Raw genomic sequence first — 17,985 nt, forward strand, 5'->3', positions numbered from 1 at the left:
CGGCGACTGTATATGCGGCGGACCTGCCGTTTTTCCTCCCAAGAAAACGGTCCGCAAACAAAACGGCGTCCGGCCCCCCCGGGCGTCGTTTTTGGTTTTGTCCCCTCGAACCAGGTTCGAGGGGACATGCTTTTGGGATGAAGATCAGGCTGCTTTGCCGTTGGCGTTCATCGCTTCGTCGGCGAGACGGCCGGTGAGTTCGGCCATGTGGTCGAAGGCGGCGCGATAGCTGGCGACGCCGGCTGTTGCCGAGCGCAGCTCGATGATCAGGTCGCCGATCTCGGCTTGCGGCATGGTCGCCTCGACGACATCCCATCCCGGCCAGTCGGCGCGCGCGTCATAGCCAAGGATCTGGCCGCGCCGCTGCGGGATGAGTGCGATGATTTTCGAGGTCGCTTCCGACGGCGTGACGATCTCGACCTTCATCACCGGCTCCAGCAGCACCGGCGAGCAGGCGGCCATGCCTTCCTTCATCGCCAGCTTCGCCGCCATCTGGAAGGCCATGTCGGAGGAATCGACCGCATGGTAGGAGCCGTCCGACAGGTTGACGGCGACGTCGACGACGGGGAAGCCGAGCGGGCCGGTCTTCAGGTAGTCGCGTACGCCTGTTTCGACCGACTGGATGTAAGTCTTTGGCACGACGCCGCCGGTGATGGTGTCGGTAAACTGGAAGCCCGAGCCGCGCGGCAGCGGCTTGATCTCGATCACCACATCGCCGAACTGGCCATGACCGCCCGACTGTTTCTTGTGGCGGCCGCGCTGTTGCGCCGGTTTGCGGATCGTCTCGCGATAGGGCACCGCCGGGGCATGGCCTTCGACCGGAATCTGGTTCTTGCCCTCCAGCCGCTCGCGCACGACGCGCAGATGCATCTCGCCATGGCCAGACAGCACCGTCTCGGCCGAGTCCTGGTTGTGGCGCAGGCTGAGCGAAGGGTCTTCCTCTGCCAGCCGCTGAATGGCGGCCGACATCTTGACCTCGTCCTTGCGCTCCTTGGGGCGCAGGGCGAAGGCGAAGACCGGCTGCGGCGGCTCGAACTGGAACAGCTGTTTGGTGCCGCCCTTGGCCGAGGTCAGCGTCTGGCCGGTCTTGACCTCGTCCAGCTTGCCCAGCGCCACGGTGTCACCGGCCTTGGCGGCGGTGAGCTTGAACTGGTCCTTGCCGAGCATCTTGTAGATGCCGGAAACCTTGGCGGTGTCGCCGCCAGGCAGCCAGAATTCCCCGCCGTCGGCGACCTGGCCGGACAGGATGCGCGACACCGACAGCTTGCCGCCATGCGGCGTGTGGATGGTCTTCATCACCTGGACCACGGTGGCCGTGCCATCGGCCAAGCCGAGCCGCTTGCGGGTCGCCTCGATGTCGGGCGCGTCGTGGCGGATCGCCTTCAAGAGGCGCAGCACGCCATTGCCCTTCTCGGCGGTGCCGATCAGCACCGGCGTCACCGCGCCATCGCGCAGATCGGCGGCGAGGTCGTCGAATATCGCATCCTTCGGGGGCTCGATCTCCTCGAGCAGATGCTCCATCAACTGGTCGTCATGGTCGGCCAAGGTTTCCAGCATGGAGAAGCGGGCTTCCAGTTCACGCGCCTTGTCGTCGCCCGGTATCTGAGCCACTTCGCTTTCGGCATATTCGCGGTAGATGTAGGCGCGCTCCAGCGCCAGGTCGATCGAGCCGATGACGATGCCGTCCTTGCGCAGCGGAATCTGGCGCAGCAGCAACGGCACCGAGCTTGCTGGCTGCAGCATCTTCAGCGTGTCGCGCACGCCTGCGATTGCCTTGTCGACCTTGTTGAGAAACAGGATGCGCGGGACGCCGAGATCGTCGAGCTTGCGCATGATGAGCTGCAGGGCAGGGATCTTCTTTTCGTCGGCCTCTGCAACGACCACCGCGAGATCGCAGGCGGCCAGCACCGGTTCGGCCTCGAAGGAGAATTCGATCGAGCCGGGACAATCGACGAAGGTGATCTGCTCGCCCATGAATTCGGTGGTGGCTATCGTCGCTTCGACGCTCATGGCGTGGGCGCGCGCCTCCGGCGAATGGTCTGAGACAGTGCTGCCCGATGAAACGGGATTTTGTCGGGGAATGGCGCCCGTACGGGCCAATATGGCTTCGAGAAGTGTCGTCTTACCGCTGGCAAAGGGACCGACTATGGCAATGCATTTCGGTCCCGTGCGTCGTCCTCCGGCGCGAGTACCCATGACTGACCTCCACTCAGGCGTTTCCCTAGGGACCGACTGGCATGCATGGTTCAGGCGTGGTCAATCGGTCCTGAGCGGCGGCCGGCCTGTTCGACCGTCGCGGGCGGGGTTCTTCAGCCACCTGCCCGAAACCATCGTCCCACTTGTTTGCCGGCAGGGCAAGGAAAATAGAAATCGGGCGTGCTCCAGCGCTGCGTCAGGCGCTGAGCGCCAGCGGTTCGGTGTTGGCGGCCCGCAAGGGACCAACCTTGTCACGCGGCGCCGGCCTGCCGAAGAAATAGCCCTGGAAACGGTTGCAGCCGGCAGCCTTGGCCAGCGCGAACTCTTCCTGCGTCTCCACGCCTTCCGCCACGATGGTGACGTCCTGGATGCGCGCGATCTGCGCCAGCGCCGAAACGAAGATCTGCGCCACCTGGTCGTGGGCAAGGCTGCATATGTAGGAGCGATCGATCTTGATGCTGTCGATGGGCAGGGTTTTCAGATAGTTGAAGCCGCAATGGCCGGTGCCGAAATCGTCGAGCGCGATGTGGAAGCCGAGGCCACGCAACGCTTCGAGGCGCCGCAGGATTTCGGGCGTGGCGGCGGTCGCCACCGTCTCGGTGATCTCGATGATGAACTGCGCCGCCGAACGGCCGGTTTCCTTCAGCACGCGGTCGCACATGGTGACGATCTCGTCGCGCTTCAGCTGCTCGCCGGAGACGTTGATGGAGATGCGGCGGCCGGGGAAATGACCGACATCGGCGCAAGCCCGCTTGAACACCCATTCGCCGAGCATGTCGATCAGCGTCGAGCGTTCGGCAATGGGGATGAATTCGGCCGGCGAGATCAGCCCGCGAACCGGATGGCGCCAGCGGATCAGGCCTTCGTAGGCATAAGTCGACGCGTCCGGATTGACGATCGGCTGGTAGTGCAGCTCGAGCTCGCCCAGATACACCGCCGCGCGCAATTCCCGCTCGACCAGGCGGCGGTAGCGCTTGTCGGACAGCATCTCCTCGTCGAACACGGTGACGCGGCCACGGCCCGCCGTCTTGCTTTCGTAGAGCGCCAAATCGGCCACTAGCATCAGTTCCATCGTGTTCGAGGCGTGCGCCGGCGCCAGCGCCACGCCGACCGAGATGGAGAGCGGAATGGTCTTGCCTTCATGCGATTTGCCGGCCCGCATCGTATCAAGCAATTGCCTGATATCCTTGTTGATGGCGGCGAGGTCGCTGTGCGGGATGATCACGCCGAATTCGTCGCCGCCGAGCCGTCCGACCATGCCGCCGGCGAAGATGCGCTCCGACGTCTTGACCAGGTGCACCAAAGCGAGATCGCCGAACTGATGGCCGAACGTGTCGTTGAGCTGCTTGAAATGATCGACGTCGATCAACAGCAAGGTCGCTTCGCGCCGGTCGCGCATGGTGCCCAGGCTGTCGCGCAGCGCTTCGAGGAAGTAGCGCCGTGTCATCGCTCCGGTCATGACGTCCCGGGTCAGGAAATGATGTTTTTCCGCTTCGGCGGCGGCCGCCGAGCGCAAGCGATGGACGACGCTGCTGCGCATGTACATCAGCGCCAGCAAGGCGAGGCCGGTGGCCAGGATCGAGATGGTGAAGGCGCCGCCCGGGGCAGGTTTCGCGAGATGTCCAGGGCGCCGAGTGCCGCAGTGGCGATGCTGAGCAGAAGCAGGGCCTGGATGCCGCGGTAGATACGGCCGCTATGGTCCTTGATCGTCGCCAGTATGCTCATCTCATCGCCCCCTGCAATGCAGGCACAGGGCTAGAGGCCAGCCGTTAAGAAGACATTGAATTCGCCGTTGTTTCGTTCGCGATGCGATCCGTGGACCGTTCATGGTTAAGAAGAAAACCCCGTGTCTCGCACCGGCGCGCGAAGGGGCCGGTTGCACCTGAATCGATATCGGCCGAGAATGCGTTGAGTGGCGTTTGCCGCCGGTCGCTTCACCACCAATTCTGGGATCAGACGATGAAGATCATTGCTTGCGGCAGCGTGCCGACCATCATAGCGCCGGAGAAATATTTCACCGGCCGGGTGCTGCAGACGCCGATCATCGAGACGGAGGCGCCGGCGCGGCTGAGAGCGACACTGGTCAGCTTCGAGCCCGGCGCGCGCACTCATTGGCACACGCATCCGCTCGGACAGACACTCTATGTCACCTCGGGCGCGGGGCTTGCCCAGACATGGGGCGGCCCGATCCAGGAGATCAGGGCCGGCGACGTGATCTCGTTCGCGCCCGGCGAGAAGCACTGGCATGGTGCCGGACCGAAGACAGCAATGACGCATATCGCCATCCAGGAGGCGCTCGACGGCGTCCATGCCGACTGGCTGGAAGCCGTGACCGTTGAGCAATATGGCGGCTAAGTGCTGCGGCTTATTCGGGCCGCAATATCCTAAGGAACAACGCCGAGAGGTTTGCCGCGAGTTCGCTGCCGTCGTAGATGGCTGCGAAATCTGAATGTCTGGACAGACCATGCCGAAGAACCGCTTGCCGCTCGTCGCCGCCGTCTATCTCGGCTCCTCCGTCGCGTTGCTCGACGTCAGCATCGTCAATGTCGCGCTGCCGACCATCCAGCAGGCGCTGCACACCGATTTCGGCGGCCTGCAATGGGTGGTCGATGCCTATACGCTGTGCCTGTCGGCCTTCATGCTGTCGTCGGGCCTGATCGGCGACCGCTATGGCCGCAAGCGCTCGTGGCTGGCGGGTGTCGGCATCTTCGTTGCCGGTTCGCTGATCTGCGCCATCGCGCCCAACCTGCCGGCTCTGCTGGCCGGCCGGGTGGTGCAAGGCATTGCCGGCTCGCTGCTCATTCCGGGCGCGCTGTCGATCCTGACGCAGGCCTTCCCGGATCCGCGCGAGCGGGCCGGCGTCATTGGCGGCTGGGCCTCATTCGCCGCCATTTCGCTTTTGGTCGGTCCGGTGCTGGGCGGCATACTGGTGCAGACGGTCGGCTGGCAGAGCATCTTCCTGATCAATCTGCCGCTCGGCCTGGTGACGATCGTGCTCGGCGCTGTGTCGATCGACGAGACGGCGCATCCCGAACATGCCCATCTCGACCTTGTCGGCCTGGCGCTTTCGATCCTGTGGCTCGGCGCGCTGACCTTCGGCCTGATCTCGGCCGGCGAGACCGGCTGGAACGATCCCAGGACCATCACGGCCATTGTCGCCGGTGTCGTTGGCCTGGCGATCTTCCTTGGCTTCGAAGCGCGCACGCCACGGCCGATGCTGCCGCTTGTCCTGTTTGCCGACGTGCGCTTTGCCGTCGCCAATGTGGCCTCGTTCGCGCTTGGCTTCACCTCCTACACCAGCGTCTTCTTCTTCTCGATGTTCCTGCAGCAGGTGCAGGGCTGGTCGCCGACACAGACCGGCCTGCGCATGGCACCGGCCTTCGTTGTCCAGATGGTCATATCGCCTTTTGTCGGCAGGCTCAGTGCCCGGTATGGCCATTCGGCGCTGATGACAGCGGGCTATGCGCTGATCGGCGTCTCGATGCTCGGCATGTGCTGGGCCGGACCGTCGACGCCCTATTGGGCGCTATGCGCTCTGTTCGCGATCGGCGGCCTCGGCAATTCGCTGGCGATCCCGACCGGAAGTGCTGCCGCCATGTCCTACGCACCGCGTGAGCGCTCGGGCATGGTGTCGGCCGTCATCAATGCCACCCGCCAGAGCGGGCTTGCCATCGGCATCGCGCTGCTCGGCGCCTTGATGAGCATGCGGGCGACGAACCTTTTGACCGGATATCTCAGTGATGCTGGCGTCGCCAATGCCGAAGCGGTGGCTCGCGCCGCCATCGCTCGGCATGATTTCGCGACCGACGCGGCGATGGGCGAGGGCGGCGTGCATCAGCTGTTCGCCGTCGCCTATGCCGGCGGCTTCCATGCCGCCATGCTGACGGCGGCGATCGGCGCGTTCCTCACCGCCGCATTGCTGATTGCTGTACTTGCGCCCGCCGAGGCGCGTTCGGCCAGGGAGGCGAAGCAGCAGGCGTAGGGGGCTCCGACAAAAAACCCGGCATGTGACGCCGGGTTTTCCTGTTCTCAAACCGCGCTGATCAGGTCAGCGACGCGGTAAAACGCTGGATGCGTGTGCAGGCTTCCTCCAGCAGCGCATCCGAGGTGGCGTAGGAGATGCGGAAGTTGGGACCGAGGCCGAAAGCCGAGCCGAACACCACCGCCACACCCTCGGCTTCGAGCAATTCGGAGCAGAAGGCCTCATCGGTGTCGATCACCTTGCCGGCTTTTGTCTTCTTGCCGATCAGCTGGGCGCAGGACGGATAGACGTAGAAGGCGCCTTCCGGCGACGGGCACGTGATGCCGCGCGCCTGGTTGAGCATCGAGACGACAAGGTCGCGCCGCCCCTGGAAGATCGCCTTGTTCTTGGCGATGAAGTCCTGCGGGCCGTTGAGTGCTTCGACAGAGGCCCATTGCGCGATGGTGCAGGCGCCCGAGGTCTGCTGACCCTGGATCATGTCCATCGCCTTGATCAGCTGTACGGGACCGGCGGCGTAGCCGATGCGCCAGCCGGTCATGGCATAGGCTTTCGACACGCCGTTCATGGTCAGCGTGCGCTCGTAGAGTTTTGGTTCGACCTCGGCGATGGTCTTGAAGACGAAATCGCCATAGGTCAGGTGCTCATACATGTCGTCGGTCAGCGTCCAGACATGCGGATGCTTCAACAGCACGTCGGCCAGCGCGCGCAATTCGGCTTCCGTGTAGGCGGCGCCCGACGGGTTGGACGGCGAGTTCATCAAGAGCCATTTGGTCTTCGGCGTGATCGCCTTTTCCAGCACAGCCGGCGTCAGCTTGAAGCCATTGTCGATCGAGGTGTCGGCAAACACCGACGTGCCGCCGCAGATCGCCACCATCTCGGGATAGCTGACCCAATAGGGACGGGGGATGATGACCTCGTCACCGGGATTCAGCGTCGCCATGAAGGCGTTGAACAGGATCTGCTTGCCGCCGGTGCCGACAATGGTCTGCTCGGGCTTGTAGTCGAGATTGTTCTCGCGCTTGAACTTTTTCGCGATCGCCTCGCGCAGCGGTACGATGCCCGAAACCGGCGGGTACTTGGTCTCGCCACGGCGGATCGCCTCGATCGCCGCATTCTTGATGTTGTCGGGCGTGTCGAAATCCGGCTCGCCGGCGCCCAGCCCGATAATGTCACGGCCGGCATTTTTCAGCTCGCGGGCTTTCTGCGTCACGGCGATGGTGGCGGAAGGCTTTACGCGGGAAAGGGTGTCGGCAAGGAAGGCCATGACCAGATATCTCTCCTTGAGAAGATCGGCGCGGCCAGGAGCGGCCGTGGCGCTTCTCATGTCGCATGATTCCCGCCAGTGCAAGCCTTCTCGGCTGGGCCAGGTGGGTCAGCACGGTCAATGCGGCGTGATCGGCAACACTAAATTCATTAACGGGCGGTAGAGGCTTGCATGGCAGGATCGCCATCCATTCCGCCAGTTCGCGGAGCGAGGAACCGTGTCGCGCAGCATTGGGCTTGCCCATATCATCCGTCATGATGACGGCACCTCGTCCGGTGTCTGGGGCATCTACACGCTGCAAAGTGCCTTTCAGCCGATCTTTGCCTTCAAGGAGGGCAAGCTGTCGGTTGCCGCCTTCGAAGGGCTGATCCGGCCGTTCCGTGACGGCGAACCACAATCGCCGATGACCTTCTTCTCGACCTGTCCGGCCGCCGACCGCTTGCATGTCGAGGCGCTGACCAGGACATTGCATCTGCTGAATGCCGGCGCCTGCCTGCCGCAGGAGGCGTCGATCTTCGTCAATTTCGATCCGTCGGTGTTTACCGAGCGATCGGTCGCCGACAATGCCTTGCGCGAAATGCGGCTGGTGCTGCACGAGGCCGGCATCGATCCGGGCCGCGTGGTCTGCGAGGTGACCGAGCAGCGGTCGGCGTCGCAGGAGACGCTGTATAGCTTCGTCGCCGCACTCAGGGGCAACGGTTTTCGCATTGCCGTCGACGACTATGGCGCCGACGATTCCGACATCCACCGTATCAAGGAGTTGAAGCCCGACATCGTCAAGTTCGACGCCACCTGGATCAACCAGCTGATGGAGTCCGGCGCCGGCTTCGCGCTTTTGACCTCCATGGTGAAGACCTTCGAAGGGCAGGGCATCCGCACGGTGTTCGAGGGCATCGAGGAAGGGTGGCAACTGGAACTCGCCGAAAAATCCGGCGCTTCGATGGTCCAGGGTTTCGTCTTGGCGCGGCCGGAGCTGGCGCCGACCAGTTTTCGCGTTTTCGGCAAGACCACGCCGCAAGCCGTTCCCGCCACCGCCGCACCGGCGCACCCGGCCGCACCGCATGCGACGAGACCGGCAAAGGCCTTCGGGCGCCGGGTCGCGCCATGAGGTTGGAGCGGCGGCGCAATGCCAGCGATGCGATCTTCGCCGACGAGATCGGCATCGAATATGGTATCCTTGGCGACTTCCGCCTGCGCAGCGCCTACCAGCCGATCTTCGCGCCGCATGGCGGCACGTTGCAGGCGGTGGCGGTCGAGGGCCTGATCGAGCCGCACCGTGCCGGCCGGCCGTTGTCGCCGCAGGTGTTCTTTGAAAGCATCGCCGCGTCGGACCGGCTGTTTGTCGAGACCATGTGCCGGGTGCTGCATCTCAGGAATTTCCGCAACATCGGTGTCGACGGGCTCGATCTGTTCTTCAATTACAATCCCATGATCAACGACCATCCCGGGCGGGCGCTGGCCGAGATCCGGCTGATGAGCCGGCATCTGGGCGAGCTCGGACTGGCTCCGCGCATGCTGGTCTGCGAAATCACCGAACAGGCGGCGGACGATGCGCTTCTGGTGCGGCTGGTGCGCGAGATGCGGCGCGACGGCATCCGCATCGCCATCGACGATTTCGGCACCGGTCATTCGACCGAGCAGCGGGTGAGCCTGCTCCAGCCCGATATCGTGAAGATCGATGGCGGCTGGTTCGCGGAATTCTGCCGCCACGCCGCCGCCGAGCGGTTCTTCCGCCCGCTGGTGTCGAGCCTGCACGACCGTGGCGCCAAGGTGCTGGTCGAAGGCATCGAGCAGCCCGTCCATCTGCGCGTCGCGCTGGAAGGCGGCGTCGACCTGCTGCAGGGCTTTCTTCTGGCCCGGCCGGCGCTGGCCGGGACGATCTTCAATGAAGAGCCGCTGATGATCGACGCGCTGCTGGGCTTCGACAACAAGGTCGTGCCCCTCTTTGCCAGGACTTTGCATCAGCGGCGCTGATGGTCGCGCCAAAACAAATCATTGGTTGAGGACGCCGCCGTTGCGATACTTGCCTGCAGAAGGCAGCGCTGCGGGGACCGTCCATGATACTTTACAGCATGATCGACAGCGGCAATTGCTACAAGCCGCGCCTGCTGATGGCCAAGCTTGGCCTCGCCTTCACCACGATCGAGGTGAGTTCGCATACCGGCGACACGCGAAAGGCCGATTTTGTCGCCAAGAACCCGAACGCCATGGTGCCGCTGCTCGAGCTCGACGACGGTCGGCTTCTGGCAGAATCCAACGCCATCCTGCTCTATATCGCCGAAGGCACGCGCTTCCTGCCGACGGACAGGTATGAGCGCGGGCTTGCCTATCAATGGTTGTTCTTCGAGCAGTACAGCCACGAGCCCTATATCGCCGTGCGCAAGGCGCTGCTGACCTTTCCCGAACGCGCCGGGGATGCGACGCCCGAGCGGCTGGCGGTGACGCTGGAGCGCGGCAACAAGGCGCTCGGCGTGATGAACAGATATCTGGAGACCAACGCCTTCTTCGCCGGAAGCGCCTTCAGCGTCGCCGACATCGCGCTCTATGCCTACACGCATACGGCCGAGCAGGGCGGCTTCCAGCTCGACGCCTATCCGGCTGTCGTGGACTGGCTTGGCCGGGTGGAAGCGGATCCGGGGCATGTGCCGATCGGGTGGGTGGGTTGAGACCTTCTCAATAATTCTACTCCGGCGGCCACCTAGCGCGGTTTTCTGCGCTTCCGGTGCTCACGTACTTGAATGTACGCTCCGCTCCGGTTCTCGAAAACCACGCTATCTGACTCGCCAGAGCGAATTCTTGAAAAGGTCTCGGCGCTGCGGCTAAAGACGTCGAAAGTTTCCGGCTCGAACCTCGGCCAACGCCTTTTCGGCAAACGCGTCCAGTCGACCTGCCTTTGCATCGGCCTCGATCTGCTTGTCCCATACGTCTGCCTGAAACGCCTCGAACCATTTGGCAAAGGCTTTCAGTTCTTTGGGACTCAGGGCTGCGATGGATCTTTCGATCTGTTCGAGCTTAGTCATGAATTGAAAATAACATGATCGGGCTCGCAAAGCGAAGTAGCCAAACCCCAAACGCAAAAAAGGCGGGATAAATCCCGCCTTCCCATGCTTGGTAGCCTGATCGGGAGCGTTCGGTCCGGGCTGGCAGCTATCTGCTGATCCAGCTTGTCGGGTCTTTCCGCTCCAGCACGCTTCTCGCGCGACTGTCAGTACATCCGTGACTTGCCGCGCGCCCCGAACTCTCGTCCGGCGCGCGCTGTTCGCAAAATCAGGCTGCCTTGCTCAGAGATCCAGCGGACGACTTGCCAGTGCGGCGGTCCTGCTCGATCTCGAAGTTGATCTTCTGGCCTTCGACCAGGGTCGACAGTCCAGCGCGCTCGACAGCGGAGATGTGGACGAAAACGTCCGCGCCGCCCGCGTCAGGCTGGATGAAGCCGAAGCCCTTGGTGGCGTTGAACCACTTGACCGTTCCAGTTGCCATTTTAGATAGTCCTTCACATTTGCTTTAGATTGACCGGACCGAGGTCCAGCCGGTGTGCATCGAGATTTTGGAGATAGACGTCAGCAAACGCGATTATCGCGAGGCCCGGATCGATCGGCCGAAATATCAATGGGGCTGATATAGGCTGCTTTCGCACAAAAAACAAGACTGCGTGAAAGGGCTGTGATCAAAGGGTTGCCCAATGATTGCCCCAATCTGGTAAAAGCGTGGCATCAGGATCGCAGGCCAGGCGCGTGCGATCCGCAGGGAGGGATCCATGAAAACCATTGTGCTTGCCGCCTGTCTTACGCTGGTGGCCGCCGAGGCGCAGGCAATCTCGCGCTATGACCCCACGCATATGAGCTGCGGCAAGGTGCAGTCGACGATCGCGCGCCAGGGCGCGGTCATCCTGCGCTACCAGTCGACGCGCGTACCGGGACTGCCGCTCTACGACCGCTATGTGCAGAGCCAGCAATTCTGCACCATGGGCGAGGTGAGGACGCGCGCCTATGTGCCGAGCGCCGACACCAAGTCCTGCCCGGTCTATAACTGCAAGCGGCCCGACAACGAGCATTTCCGCCGGCGGTTCTTCCACCACCACTAGGCCAGGCATCGACCGCACCGGAAGCCGACCGCCTAACCGAACAACCGCGCCTCTCGGCAGCATGTGCATTCAGTCGCGAATCTGTTCCATGAGCATGGACACGAATCGCGTCACCTTCTGCGGGCGAAAGCGCGCGGGCGGGTAGACCACGTGAATGCCGCCGGAGGGCAGCGCCCAGTCCTGGAGCATGTGGACGAGACGGCCCTGCGACAGATAGTCGGTGACCAGATAGTCCGGCAGAACCGCCAGTCCGCCGCCGGCAAGCGTCGCTTCCAGGACCGCCGGGGTCGAGTTGATGGAGAACGTCTCGCGCATGGTGATGGTGCGCCGCTCGAAATCGCCTCGGCTGAAGCTCCAGGTGAACGGCTTGCGAAGGACGGAATTGGCAACGAGCGGCAAGGAAGAAAGGTCTTCCGGTTCGTCTGCCTTGACCCCGGCGGCGAAATCCGGCGATGCGACCAGGATTTGCCGGAACGTGCCGATGCGCCGCGCCTGCTGGCTGGAGTCTTCCAGCCAGCCGACCCGGATGGACAGGTCTATCTTGTTGCCGATCAAATCAATGATTGCATCGGAAATGAACAGTTCGACGCCGCAGGCCGGAAATTTCTGCCGAAAGCGGGCGGCGATCGGGGCCAGCACGATAGCGCCATAGTCATTGGACGCAGAAACGCGCAGCACGCCGGCCACTTCGGTGTTGCCCTCGCCAACCTCGGCCACGGCCTCTTCAACGTCCCGCAGGATCAGAACGCAACGTGCATGCAAAAGACGGCCTGCTTCGGTCGGCTCGAGCCTCCGCGTCGTGCGCACGAGCAGCGTGGTCTGCAGCTCGGCTTCAAGGCGAGCGACCTGCTGGCTGACGACGGCTTTCGTGATGCCAAGTCGCTCGGCTGCCCGGGTAAACGAGCCTGCGTCGATGACGGTAGCAAAATAGGCGAGGCGGTTGAGGTTGATTGGTTCCACGGGACGCCTTTGGTTGATTGTAGGCTTATGGCATACAGTCTGTATTATTGCAGGCAATTTATCAATTAATCCGGCGGAGCTACTTTCCTCACCGTTCTCTCAATCGGCGGCGGACCCGCGGATTGCCAGCGCGACCCGATCCCAATCATTCGAGGAGCTGTTCCATGTTCACGAGAAGACAGATCATCAAGACCTCATTGGCCGTTGGCGTAGCCGCCGTCTTCGCTTCCGCCGGGCGCGGCCAAGCCGCCGGCAGCAAGCTTGACTGGAAACACTTCCCCGCGGGTCCGAACGGTTTCTTCCGCGCGCCGGTGCTGCTGTCGGGGCCGAGCGAAGCCCTTTTGATCGACGGCGGTTTCACCTATCCGGACGGCAAGGCGCTCGCCGAGGCCATCAAGGCCACCGGCAAGAAGCTGACCACCATCTATGTCAGCCAGTCCGATCCCGATTACTACTTCAGCCTGAAGCCGGTGCGGGAAGCCTTCCCGGAGGCAAAAGTGATTGCTGCCTCCGCCACGCTCGACGCCATCAAAGGCAGCGTGGAGAAAAAGCTCGCGGTCTGGGGCCCGCAACTTAAGGAAAACGGCCCCCAGGCGCTGTCCGACATCGTGCTGCCCGAAGCATTCGACGGCCCAACGCTGAGTGTCGACGGCGAGACGATCGAGATCGTCAATGCGGAAGAAGGACTCGCCAACCGCCGGTACCTGTTCGTGCCGTCGCTCAACGCCGTGTTCGGTGGTGTGATGATCTTTGCCGGTGTTTATGTCTGGACCGCCGACACGCAGACCAGGGAAAGCCGCGCCGCCTGGGTCAAGACGCTGGATGCGATTGCCGCCCGCCACCCGGCCGTCGTGGTGCCTGGCCATATGACGCCCGATGGTGAGACCGGTCCTTCAGCCGTGGAATTCACCAAAACCTATCTCGTCGCCTTCGAGGACGAACTGAGCAAGGCGGCCGACAGCGCCGCGCTAAAGGCCGCCATGGAGGCCCGCTTCCCCGGCCTCGGTATGGGCGTCGCCCTCGATATCGGATCCAAGGTCGCCAAGGGCGAGATGAAGTGGGACTGACCTAGCGACGAACCTCGACCTGATCCGCAGCCTCCAAGGAGAACGGCCGTAATCTTTCGGCCGTTCTTTCCCCAGACGTCGAATGGAGCGAGGCGGAAGGGCAGCGTCGGCGCCGGCGGTTCAGAACCCGAACGAAACCTGCGCCGGCGGCGGTGGGCCGACGCGCACGCCTTCCATGGCCAGCATCTTTTCCTTGGTGACGGAGCCGCCGGGAGCGGAGAAACCGCCGATCTTGCCGCCGGCAGCCATGATGCGGTGGCACGGGATGACCAGCGGCACCGGATTGGCGCCAAGGGCAGCACCGGTCTCGCGCGGCAAGCCGGGCTGGCCGGCGCGCTTGGCGAGTTCCCCATAGGTCGTTGTCTCGCCATAGGCGAGCTTCCGCGCCGCGTCGTAGATGGCGAGGCGGAAATCGTCGACGCCGTCGAGATCGACCGGCACGCTGGAGAAATCGACGTCCTCGCCTGAGGCGTAGGCCTGGATCGAGGCGATGAGCTCGACCACCCATTGCGGCTGCTCGGTATTGGCCGAAACGCCGGCGTGGCGCATCAGCCGCCGCTCCACCGCTTCGCGGCTGCGTTCGGGCAGGCAGAGCCGGATCAGGCCCTTTTCGCTCCAGGCGATGCCCATGAAGCCGATCACTGTTTCTAACACTGCGTGGCCGGCTGTGATCGAAGCTGTCGTTTCCATCATGCGTTCCTTTCCGCAAAGTGGCGAAAACCGGCATTTGCGCTGGTACATATGGAGAACAATATGGCAGTTCGGCCCGAGTCCCGCCACCCGAAAACCACCTGATGGCCCCGATTGCCCGCCCTGAATCGCTGGTGTAAGGGATTTATTAACACCCGACGAACCGGACCCGTGCGCGGCTTGCCAGCAAAACATACCCTTATCGCGATCGGCCTGATCATGGCGGCGGCCGGCATCAGCGGCTGCACCTCGACCTCGCAGATGAAGACCGCGCCTTCGCTGACCGAAACCGCGACCGCTGCAGGCAGCGATGCCGGCTTCACGATACCGCTTCCGGAGACGGTTTCGGTGCTGCCGCAATCCTCGGGCATCGCCCCCGTCCAGACCGCCGAACTGACACCTGGCCCGACCGCCGCGCCGCTCGACGCCGCCGCCCAACCGGCAGCCGCAACGGCCGCCTTTGCCGGTTCGACGCCAGCCGCACCGGCCGTGCCCGCTGTGATGACCGCCAATGCCTGGCAGGCGCCCGCGCCGGCGCGCGCCGGTAAGCCCGTCGTCGCAGCAGCCGAGACCTATACGACAGCCGGTATCGTGATGCCGGCTGTTGCCAGAGGTGGCCAGAAACTGCCCGGCGTGCAGCAGGTGGCCTATGTCATGCCGCAGAATCCGGCTGCCCTGGTGCAGTTCCCGTCCGCGCCGGTTGGTCCGATAGCCTCGGCGGAAGCGGAACAAGGCCACACCGGCGCGCGCGGCGATGTTGACCGGCTGATCGTCAAATACGCGGCGCTTTACCAGGTGCCGGTCGATCTGGTGCGCCATGTCGTCAACCGCGAGAGCACCTACAACCCCAAGGCCTACAACAATGGCCATTGGGGGCTGATGCAGATCAAGCACGCGACGGCGCGCGGCATGGGCTATGACGGGCCGCCCAAGGGCCTGTTCGATGCCGAGACCAATCTGAAATACGCGGTCAAGTATCTGCGTGGCGCCTGGCTGGTGGCCGAGGGCAACGCCAAGAAGGCCGACTGGCTCTACCAGACCGGCTATTACTTTGACGCCAAGCGCAAGGGCCTGCTCGAGGCGACTGGCCTCGGAACCGACCGCAAGCGGCACCGCCTGCAGCCTGACGCCTGAGCGCGATGCCCGAACCGCGCCCGCCGGCCCTCAACGACATCCGGCTGCGCAAGATCCTCGACGAGACACTCATTGCACCGCACTGGCCGGATGGCTTTGTCATGCGCTCGCTCGAGCCCGGTGACGCGTTGCCCCTGCATGCGTTGCTGAGCGAAGTGTTCGACGACGGCACCGATGGCCCGTTCGACGAGTGGTGGCCGCGCATATCAGACGATCCCGAATTCGACCCGGCGCTGTGTTTCCTCGTCATCGACGCCAAGGGGCGGCTGGCGGCGGCAGCGCTGTGCTGGACGAGCGCTTTCATCAAGGATTTCGCCGTTCATCCCGAGGCGCGTGGCAAGGGCATTGGCGAGGCGCTGCTGTGGCACGCCTTCGCCACCTTCCGCGACCGGGCTGCCGCCCATGTCGACCTGAAGACCAATACGGTCGCGAACGCCGCCGCCGTGCGGCTCTACGACCGGCTCGGCATGTTCGAGGTGGACTGGGCTGGGTAAGAAGCGCTCGCTGAAGGCGATCAATCGACGACCTCGTCGTCATCATGCAATTCGTCGGCTCCCTGTCGACCGTTCCTGAACGATCCGGACGCTTGCACGCGGCCGACACCTGGCCGACAATGCGGATGGGACGGGCCAGGAGGAGCTTTGAAATGCCGCCATTCACCGTCAATCCGCAGCGTTTCGACCCTTACAAGAACTATCGTTTTCGGGTGAAATGGGACGGCCGCTATGTCGCCGGCATTTCCAAGATCAGCGCCTTGAAACGCACCACCGATGTCGTCGAACATCGCGACGGTGGCGAGGCCGGCACAACCCGCAAATCGCCCGGCATCACCCGCTTCGAGCCAATCACCATCGAGCGCGGCGTGACCCACGATCTCGAATTCGAGCGCTGGGCCAACAAGGTCTGGGACCTGCAGGCCGGCGGCGATATCTCGCTCAGGGATTTCCGCAAGGATCTCGTCCTTGAGTTTCACAACGAAGCCGGCCAGCTCGCGCTTGCCTACAAAATCTACCGTTGCTGGCCTTCGGAGGTGCAGATGCTGCCCGAGCTCGATGCCAACGCCAATGCGGTGGCGATCCAGAGCATGAAACTGGAGAATGAGGGCTGGGAACGCGACACGGATGTTGTCGAGCCGACCGAGATGGGATTCATCGATCCGCCGTGACCGGCCGATTGCTGGTGGCCGGAAAGAAACCGCCCCACAAAACCCAAGGCCGACCTTGTCCGAGGTTTCCTGTCCGGTAAGCTTCGTCTCGACTGAAACCGGAGGAAACATGATGCGGCTTCTGCGCTCCAGCCTTGCCACCCTGATCCTTGCCGCTCCGCTCTTTGCCGGCGTGGCGCATGCAGCCGACGACTGCGCCAACGCGTCGGATCAGGCCACGCTCGACGCATGCGCCGGCAAGGATTTCGATGCCGCCGACAAGAAGCTCAACGAGGCCTACAAGCAGATCATGGACAGGCTGAAGGACAATGCGGGTTCGAAGAAGCTGCTGGTCGATGCGCAGCGCGCCTGGGTCGCGTTCCGCGACGCCGAATGCAACTTCCAGGGCGGCCCGCCCGAAACCGCCGGCAGCGTCCGTCCGATGGTGGTCGCCAATTGTCAGGCGGGATTGACCAACCTCAGGCTGAAGGATTTTCAGAACTATCTCCATTGCGAGGAAGGCGTCCTGGACTGCCCGGTGCCAGCGGCGCCGTAGCCGTCGTCCGCTTTTTCCACCGCCTTGTCCGATGTCGTCGTGTGCAAAATGTCGGGAACCGGTCGCGGCCAAACGTCCTTGGGTCGTAGAACAACCGTGCCGGGACGCCGGCGCGCGGACCCAAGGAGCCGATCATGATCACCTTTCCCAACGAATCCGCCAGATATCGCACCGCCCGCGAAAAGCTCTTGAAGAAGGAAATCGAACTGCGCCGCGCCATGGAAGCCGTGGCCGAGGCGCGCCGCGCACTGCCGCCGGGCGGGCTGATCCGCCAGGACTATGTCTTCGATGCGCTGGATGCCGACGCCAAGCCGGCGAGGACAAAACTGTCGGAGCTGTTCGCGCCAGGCAAGGATTCGCTGATCCTCTACCAGATGATGTTTCCACGCCATCCGCAGGAGACGCGCGACGTGGCGGCGGGCGGCGAGACCGCGAAGCTCGCCCGGCCGGACCAGCCATGCCCATCCTGCACGGCGCTGCTCGACCAGCTCGATGGCGCCGTTGGGCATCTGGAAGCGGCCGGCTTCAACTTCGCAGTCGTGGCGAAAACCGCGCTGGAAAACCTGGTTACGCTGGGCCGGGATCGCGGCTGGCGCAACATGCGGCTGGTGTCGTCGGCCAACAACAGCTTCAAGCGCGACTACAACGCCGAGGACGCAGACGGCGCGCAGATGCCGCTGCTGTCGGTGTTCCACCGCGACGGTGAGGGCATTCGCCATTTCTGGTCATCCGAACTCGGCTTCGCACCGCCCGAGCCAGGCCAGGACCCGCGCGCCATAGGCACCTGCGAGATCCTCTGGAACCTGATGGATTTTACCCCGCAGGGAAGGCCGGATTGGCACGAGCAGCTGCAGTATGGGGCGGGGTGCTGTCATTGAGGGCTATCGCTGGGCAACCTCGCCGCCTCT

Annotated in this window: 20 protein-coding genes; 12 read left to right on the plus strand and 8 right to left on the minus strand. The window is 63.6% G+C overall.

What is annotated here, in order from left to right; genetic code table 11:
- Positions 1 to 144 precede the first annotated feature (144 nt).
- The 3 genes from ACZYHG_RS14585 to ACZYHG_RS14595 all read right to left on the minus strand — a co-directional run bounded on the left by ACZYHG_RS14585 (position 145) and on the right by ACZYHG_RS14595 (position 3,921).
- Positions 145 to 2,196 carry an elongation factor G gene (locus ACZYHG_RS14585; protein WP_027030547.1) on the minus strand — a complete coding sequence of 684 codons (2,052 nt, stop codon included), beginning with the start codon at positions 2,194 to 2,196 and terminating at the stop codon, positions 145 to 147.
- 196 nt (positions 2,197 to 2,392) lie between these two features.
- Complete coding sequence (locus ACZYHG_RS14590; protein ID WP_464614379.1) at positions 2,393 to 3,736, minus strand: putative bifunctional diguanylate cyclase/phosphodiesterase; 1,344 nt, start codon at positions 3,734 to 3,736, stop codon at positions 2,393 to 2,395.
- 5 nt (positions 3,737 to 3,741) lie between these two features.
- Complete coding sequence (locus tag ACZYHG_RS14595; RefSeq protein WP_464614380.1) at positions 3,742 to 3,921, minus strand: hypothetical protein; 180 nt, start codon at positions 3,919 to 3,921, stop codon at positions 3,742 to 3,744.
- A 234-nt stretch (positions 3,922 to 4,155) separates the two neighbouring features.
- On the opposite strand from ACZYHG_RS14595, the gene ACZYHG_RS14600 reads away from it, so the two are divergent.
- Both ACZYHG_RS14600 and ACZYHG_RS14605 read left to right on the plus strand, forming a co-directional pair.
- On the plus strand, positions 4,156 to 4,551 hold the full coding sequence (locus tag ACZYHG_RS14600; protein ID WP_464614381.1) for a (R)-mandelonitrile lyase: 396 nt from the start codon (positions 4,156 to 4,158) through the stop codon (positions 4,549 to 4,551).
- Positions 4,552 to 4,645: 94 nt separating this feature from the next.
- A complete protein-coding gene (locus ACZYHG_RS14605; RefSeq protein WP_464614382.1) occupies positions 4,646 to 6,178 on the plus strand; it encodes an MFS transporter in 1,533 nt (510 codons plus the stop codon).
- A 61-nt stretch (positions 6,179 to 6,239) separates the two neighbouring features.
- Here the strand turns inward: ACZYHG_RS14605 and ACZYHG_RS14610 are convergent, their stop codons facing one another.
- The gene (locus ACZYHG_RS14610; protein ID WP_464614690.1) at positions 6,240 to 7,442 is read right to left on the minus strand and encodes a pyridoxal phosphate-dependent aminotransferase; all 1,203 of its coding nucleotides are present in this window, start codon (positions 7,440 to 7,442) and stop codon (positions 6,240 to 6,242) included.
- Positions 7,443 to 7,659: 217 nt separating this feature from the next.
- Here ACZYHG_RS14610 and ACZYHG_RS14615 point away from each other — a divergent pair, with 217 nt between their 5' ends.
- The 3 genes from ACZYHG_RS14615 to ACZYHG_RS14625 all read left to right on the plus strand — a co-directional run bounded on the left by ACZYHG_RS14615 (position 7,660) and on the right by ACZYHG_RS14625 (position 10,108).
- Positions 7,660 to 8,550, plus strand: a complete 891-nt coding sequence (locus ACZYHG_RS14615) for an EAL domain-containing protein (protein ID WP_464614383.1) — start codon at positions 7,660 to 7,662, stop codon at positions 8,548 to 8,550.
- Positions 8,547 to 9,416 (plus strand): EAL domain-containing protein, encoded by an 870-nt coding sequence (locus ACZYHG_RS14620; RefSeq protein ID WP_464614384.1) that lies wholly within the window; start codon positions 8,547 to 8,549, stop codon positions 9,414 to 9,416. Before ACZYHG_RS14615 ends, ACZYHG_RS14620 begins: the two co-directional genes overlap by 4 nt.
- A gap of 83 nt (positions 9,417 to 9,499) precedes the next feature.
- Positions 9,500 to 10,108: a glutathione S-transferase family protein gene (locus tag ACZYHG_RS14625; RefSeq protein ID WP_464614385.1), complete on the plus strand. Its 609-nt coding sequence runs from the start codon at positions 9,500 to 9,502 to the stop codon at positions 10,106 to 10,108.
- Between the two features lie 153 nt (positions 10,109 to 10,261).
- Here ACZYHG_RS14625 and ACZYHG_RS14630 read toward each other — a convergent pair whose 3' ends face one another.
- On the minus strand, positions 10,262 to 10,462 hold the full coding sequence (locus tag ACZYHG_RS14630) for a hypothetical protein (protein WP_464614386.1): 201 nt from the start codon (positions 10,460 to 10,462) through the stop codon (positions 10,262 to 10,264).
- A gap of 247 nt (positions 10,463 to 10,709) precedes the next feature.
- Positions 10,710 to 10,922, minus strand: a complete 213-nt coding sequence (locus ACZYHG_RS14635; protein ID WP_010910991.1) for a cold-shock protein — start codon at positions 10,920 to 10,922, stop codon at positions 10,710 to 10,712.
- A 277-nt stretch (positions 10,923 to 11,199) separates the two neighbouring features.
- On the opposite strand from ACZYHG_RS14635, the gene ACZYHG_RS14640 reads away from it, so the two are divergent.
- Entirely contained in the window at positions 11,200 to 11,526 is a 327-nt protein-coding gene (locus ACZYHG_RS14640; protein ID WP_464614387.1) for a hypothetical protein, read from the plus strand.
- 69 nt (positions 11,527 to 11,595) lie between these two features.
- On the opposite strand, the gene ACZYHG_RS14645 is transcribed toward ACZYHG_RS14640, so the two are convergent.
- Positions 11,596 to 12,486, minus strand: a complete 891-nt coding sequence (locus ACZYHG_RS14645) for a LysR family transcriptional regulator (RefSeq protein ID WP_464614388.1) — start codon at positions 12,484 to 12,486, stop codon at positions 11,596 to 11,598.
- Positions 12,487 to 12,650: 164 nt separating this feature from the next.
- On the opposite strand from ACZYHG_RS14645, the gene ACZYHG_RS14650 reads away from it, so the two are divergent.
- On the plus strand, positions 12,651 to 13,553 hold the full coding sequence (locus ACZYHG_RS14650; protein ID WP_464614389.1) for an MBL fold metallo-hydrolase: 903 nt from the start codon (positions 12,651 to 12,653) through the stop codon (positions 13,551 to 13,553).
- A gap of 120 nt (positions 13,554 to 13,673) precedes the next feature.
- Here the strand turns inward: ACZYHG_RS14650 and ACZYHG_RS14655 are convergent, their stop codons facing one another.
- On the minus strand, positions 13,674 to 14,243 hold the full coding sequence (locus ACZYHG_RS14655) for a methylated-DNA--[protein]-cysteine S-methyltransferase (RefSeq protein WP_464614691.1): 570 nt from the start codon (positions 14,241 to 14,243) through the stop codon (positions 13,674 to 13,676).
- Between the two features lie 171 nt (positions 14,244 to 14,414).
- On the opposite strand from ACZYHG_RS14655, the gene ACZYHG_RS14660 reads away from it, so the two are divergent.
- From ACZYHG_RS14660 to ACZYHG_RS14680, 5 genes are all read left to right on the plus strand, one after another.
- Positions 14,415 to 15,377 carry a transglycosylase SLT domain-containing protein gene (locus ACZYHG_RS14660; protein WP_464614390.1) on the plus strand — a complete coding sequence of 321 codons (963 nt, stop codon included), beginning with the start codon at positions 14,415 to 14,417 and terminating at the stop codon, positions 15,375 to 15,377.
- 5 nt (positions 15,378 to 15,382) lie between these two features.
- Positions 15,383 to 15,871, plus strand: a complete 489-nt coding sequence (locus ACZYHG_RS14665) for a GNAT family N-acetyltransferase (RefSeq protein WP_464614391.1) — start codon at positions 15,383 to 15,385, stop codon at positions 15,869 to 15,871.
- 152 nt (positions 15,872 to 16,023) lie between these two features.
- Positions 16,024 to 16,542 carry a phage tail protein gene (locus tag ACZYHG_RS14670; protein ID WP_464614392.1) on the plus strand — a complete coding sequence of 173 codons (519 nt, stop codon included), beginning with the start codon at positions 16,024 to 16,026 and terminating at the stop codon, positions 16,540 to 16,542.
- 109 nt (positions 16,543 to 16,651) lie between these two features.
- Positions 16,652 to 17,077: a lysozyme inhibitor LprI family protein gene (locus ACZYHG_RS14675; protein ID WP_464614393.1), complete on the plus strand. Its 426-nt coding sequence runs from the start codon at positions 16,652 to 16,654 to the stop codon at positions 17,075 to 17,077.
- Between the two features lie 134 nt (positions 17,078 to 17,211).
- Complete coding sequence (locus ACZYHG_RS14680; RefSeq protein ID WP_464614394.1) at positions 17,212 to 17,955, plus strand: DUF899 family protein; 744 nt, start codon at positions 17,212 to 17,214, stop codon at positions 17,953 to 17,955.
- Positions 17,956 to 17,985: the final 30 nt, after the last annotated feature.

It is taken from the genome of Mesorhizobium subarcticum (assembly GCF_055456085.1).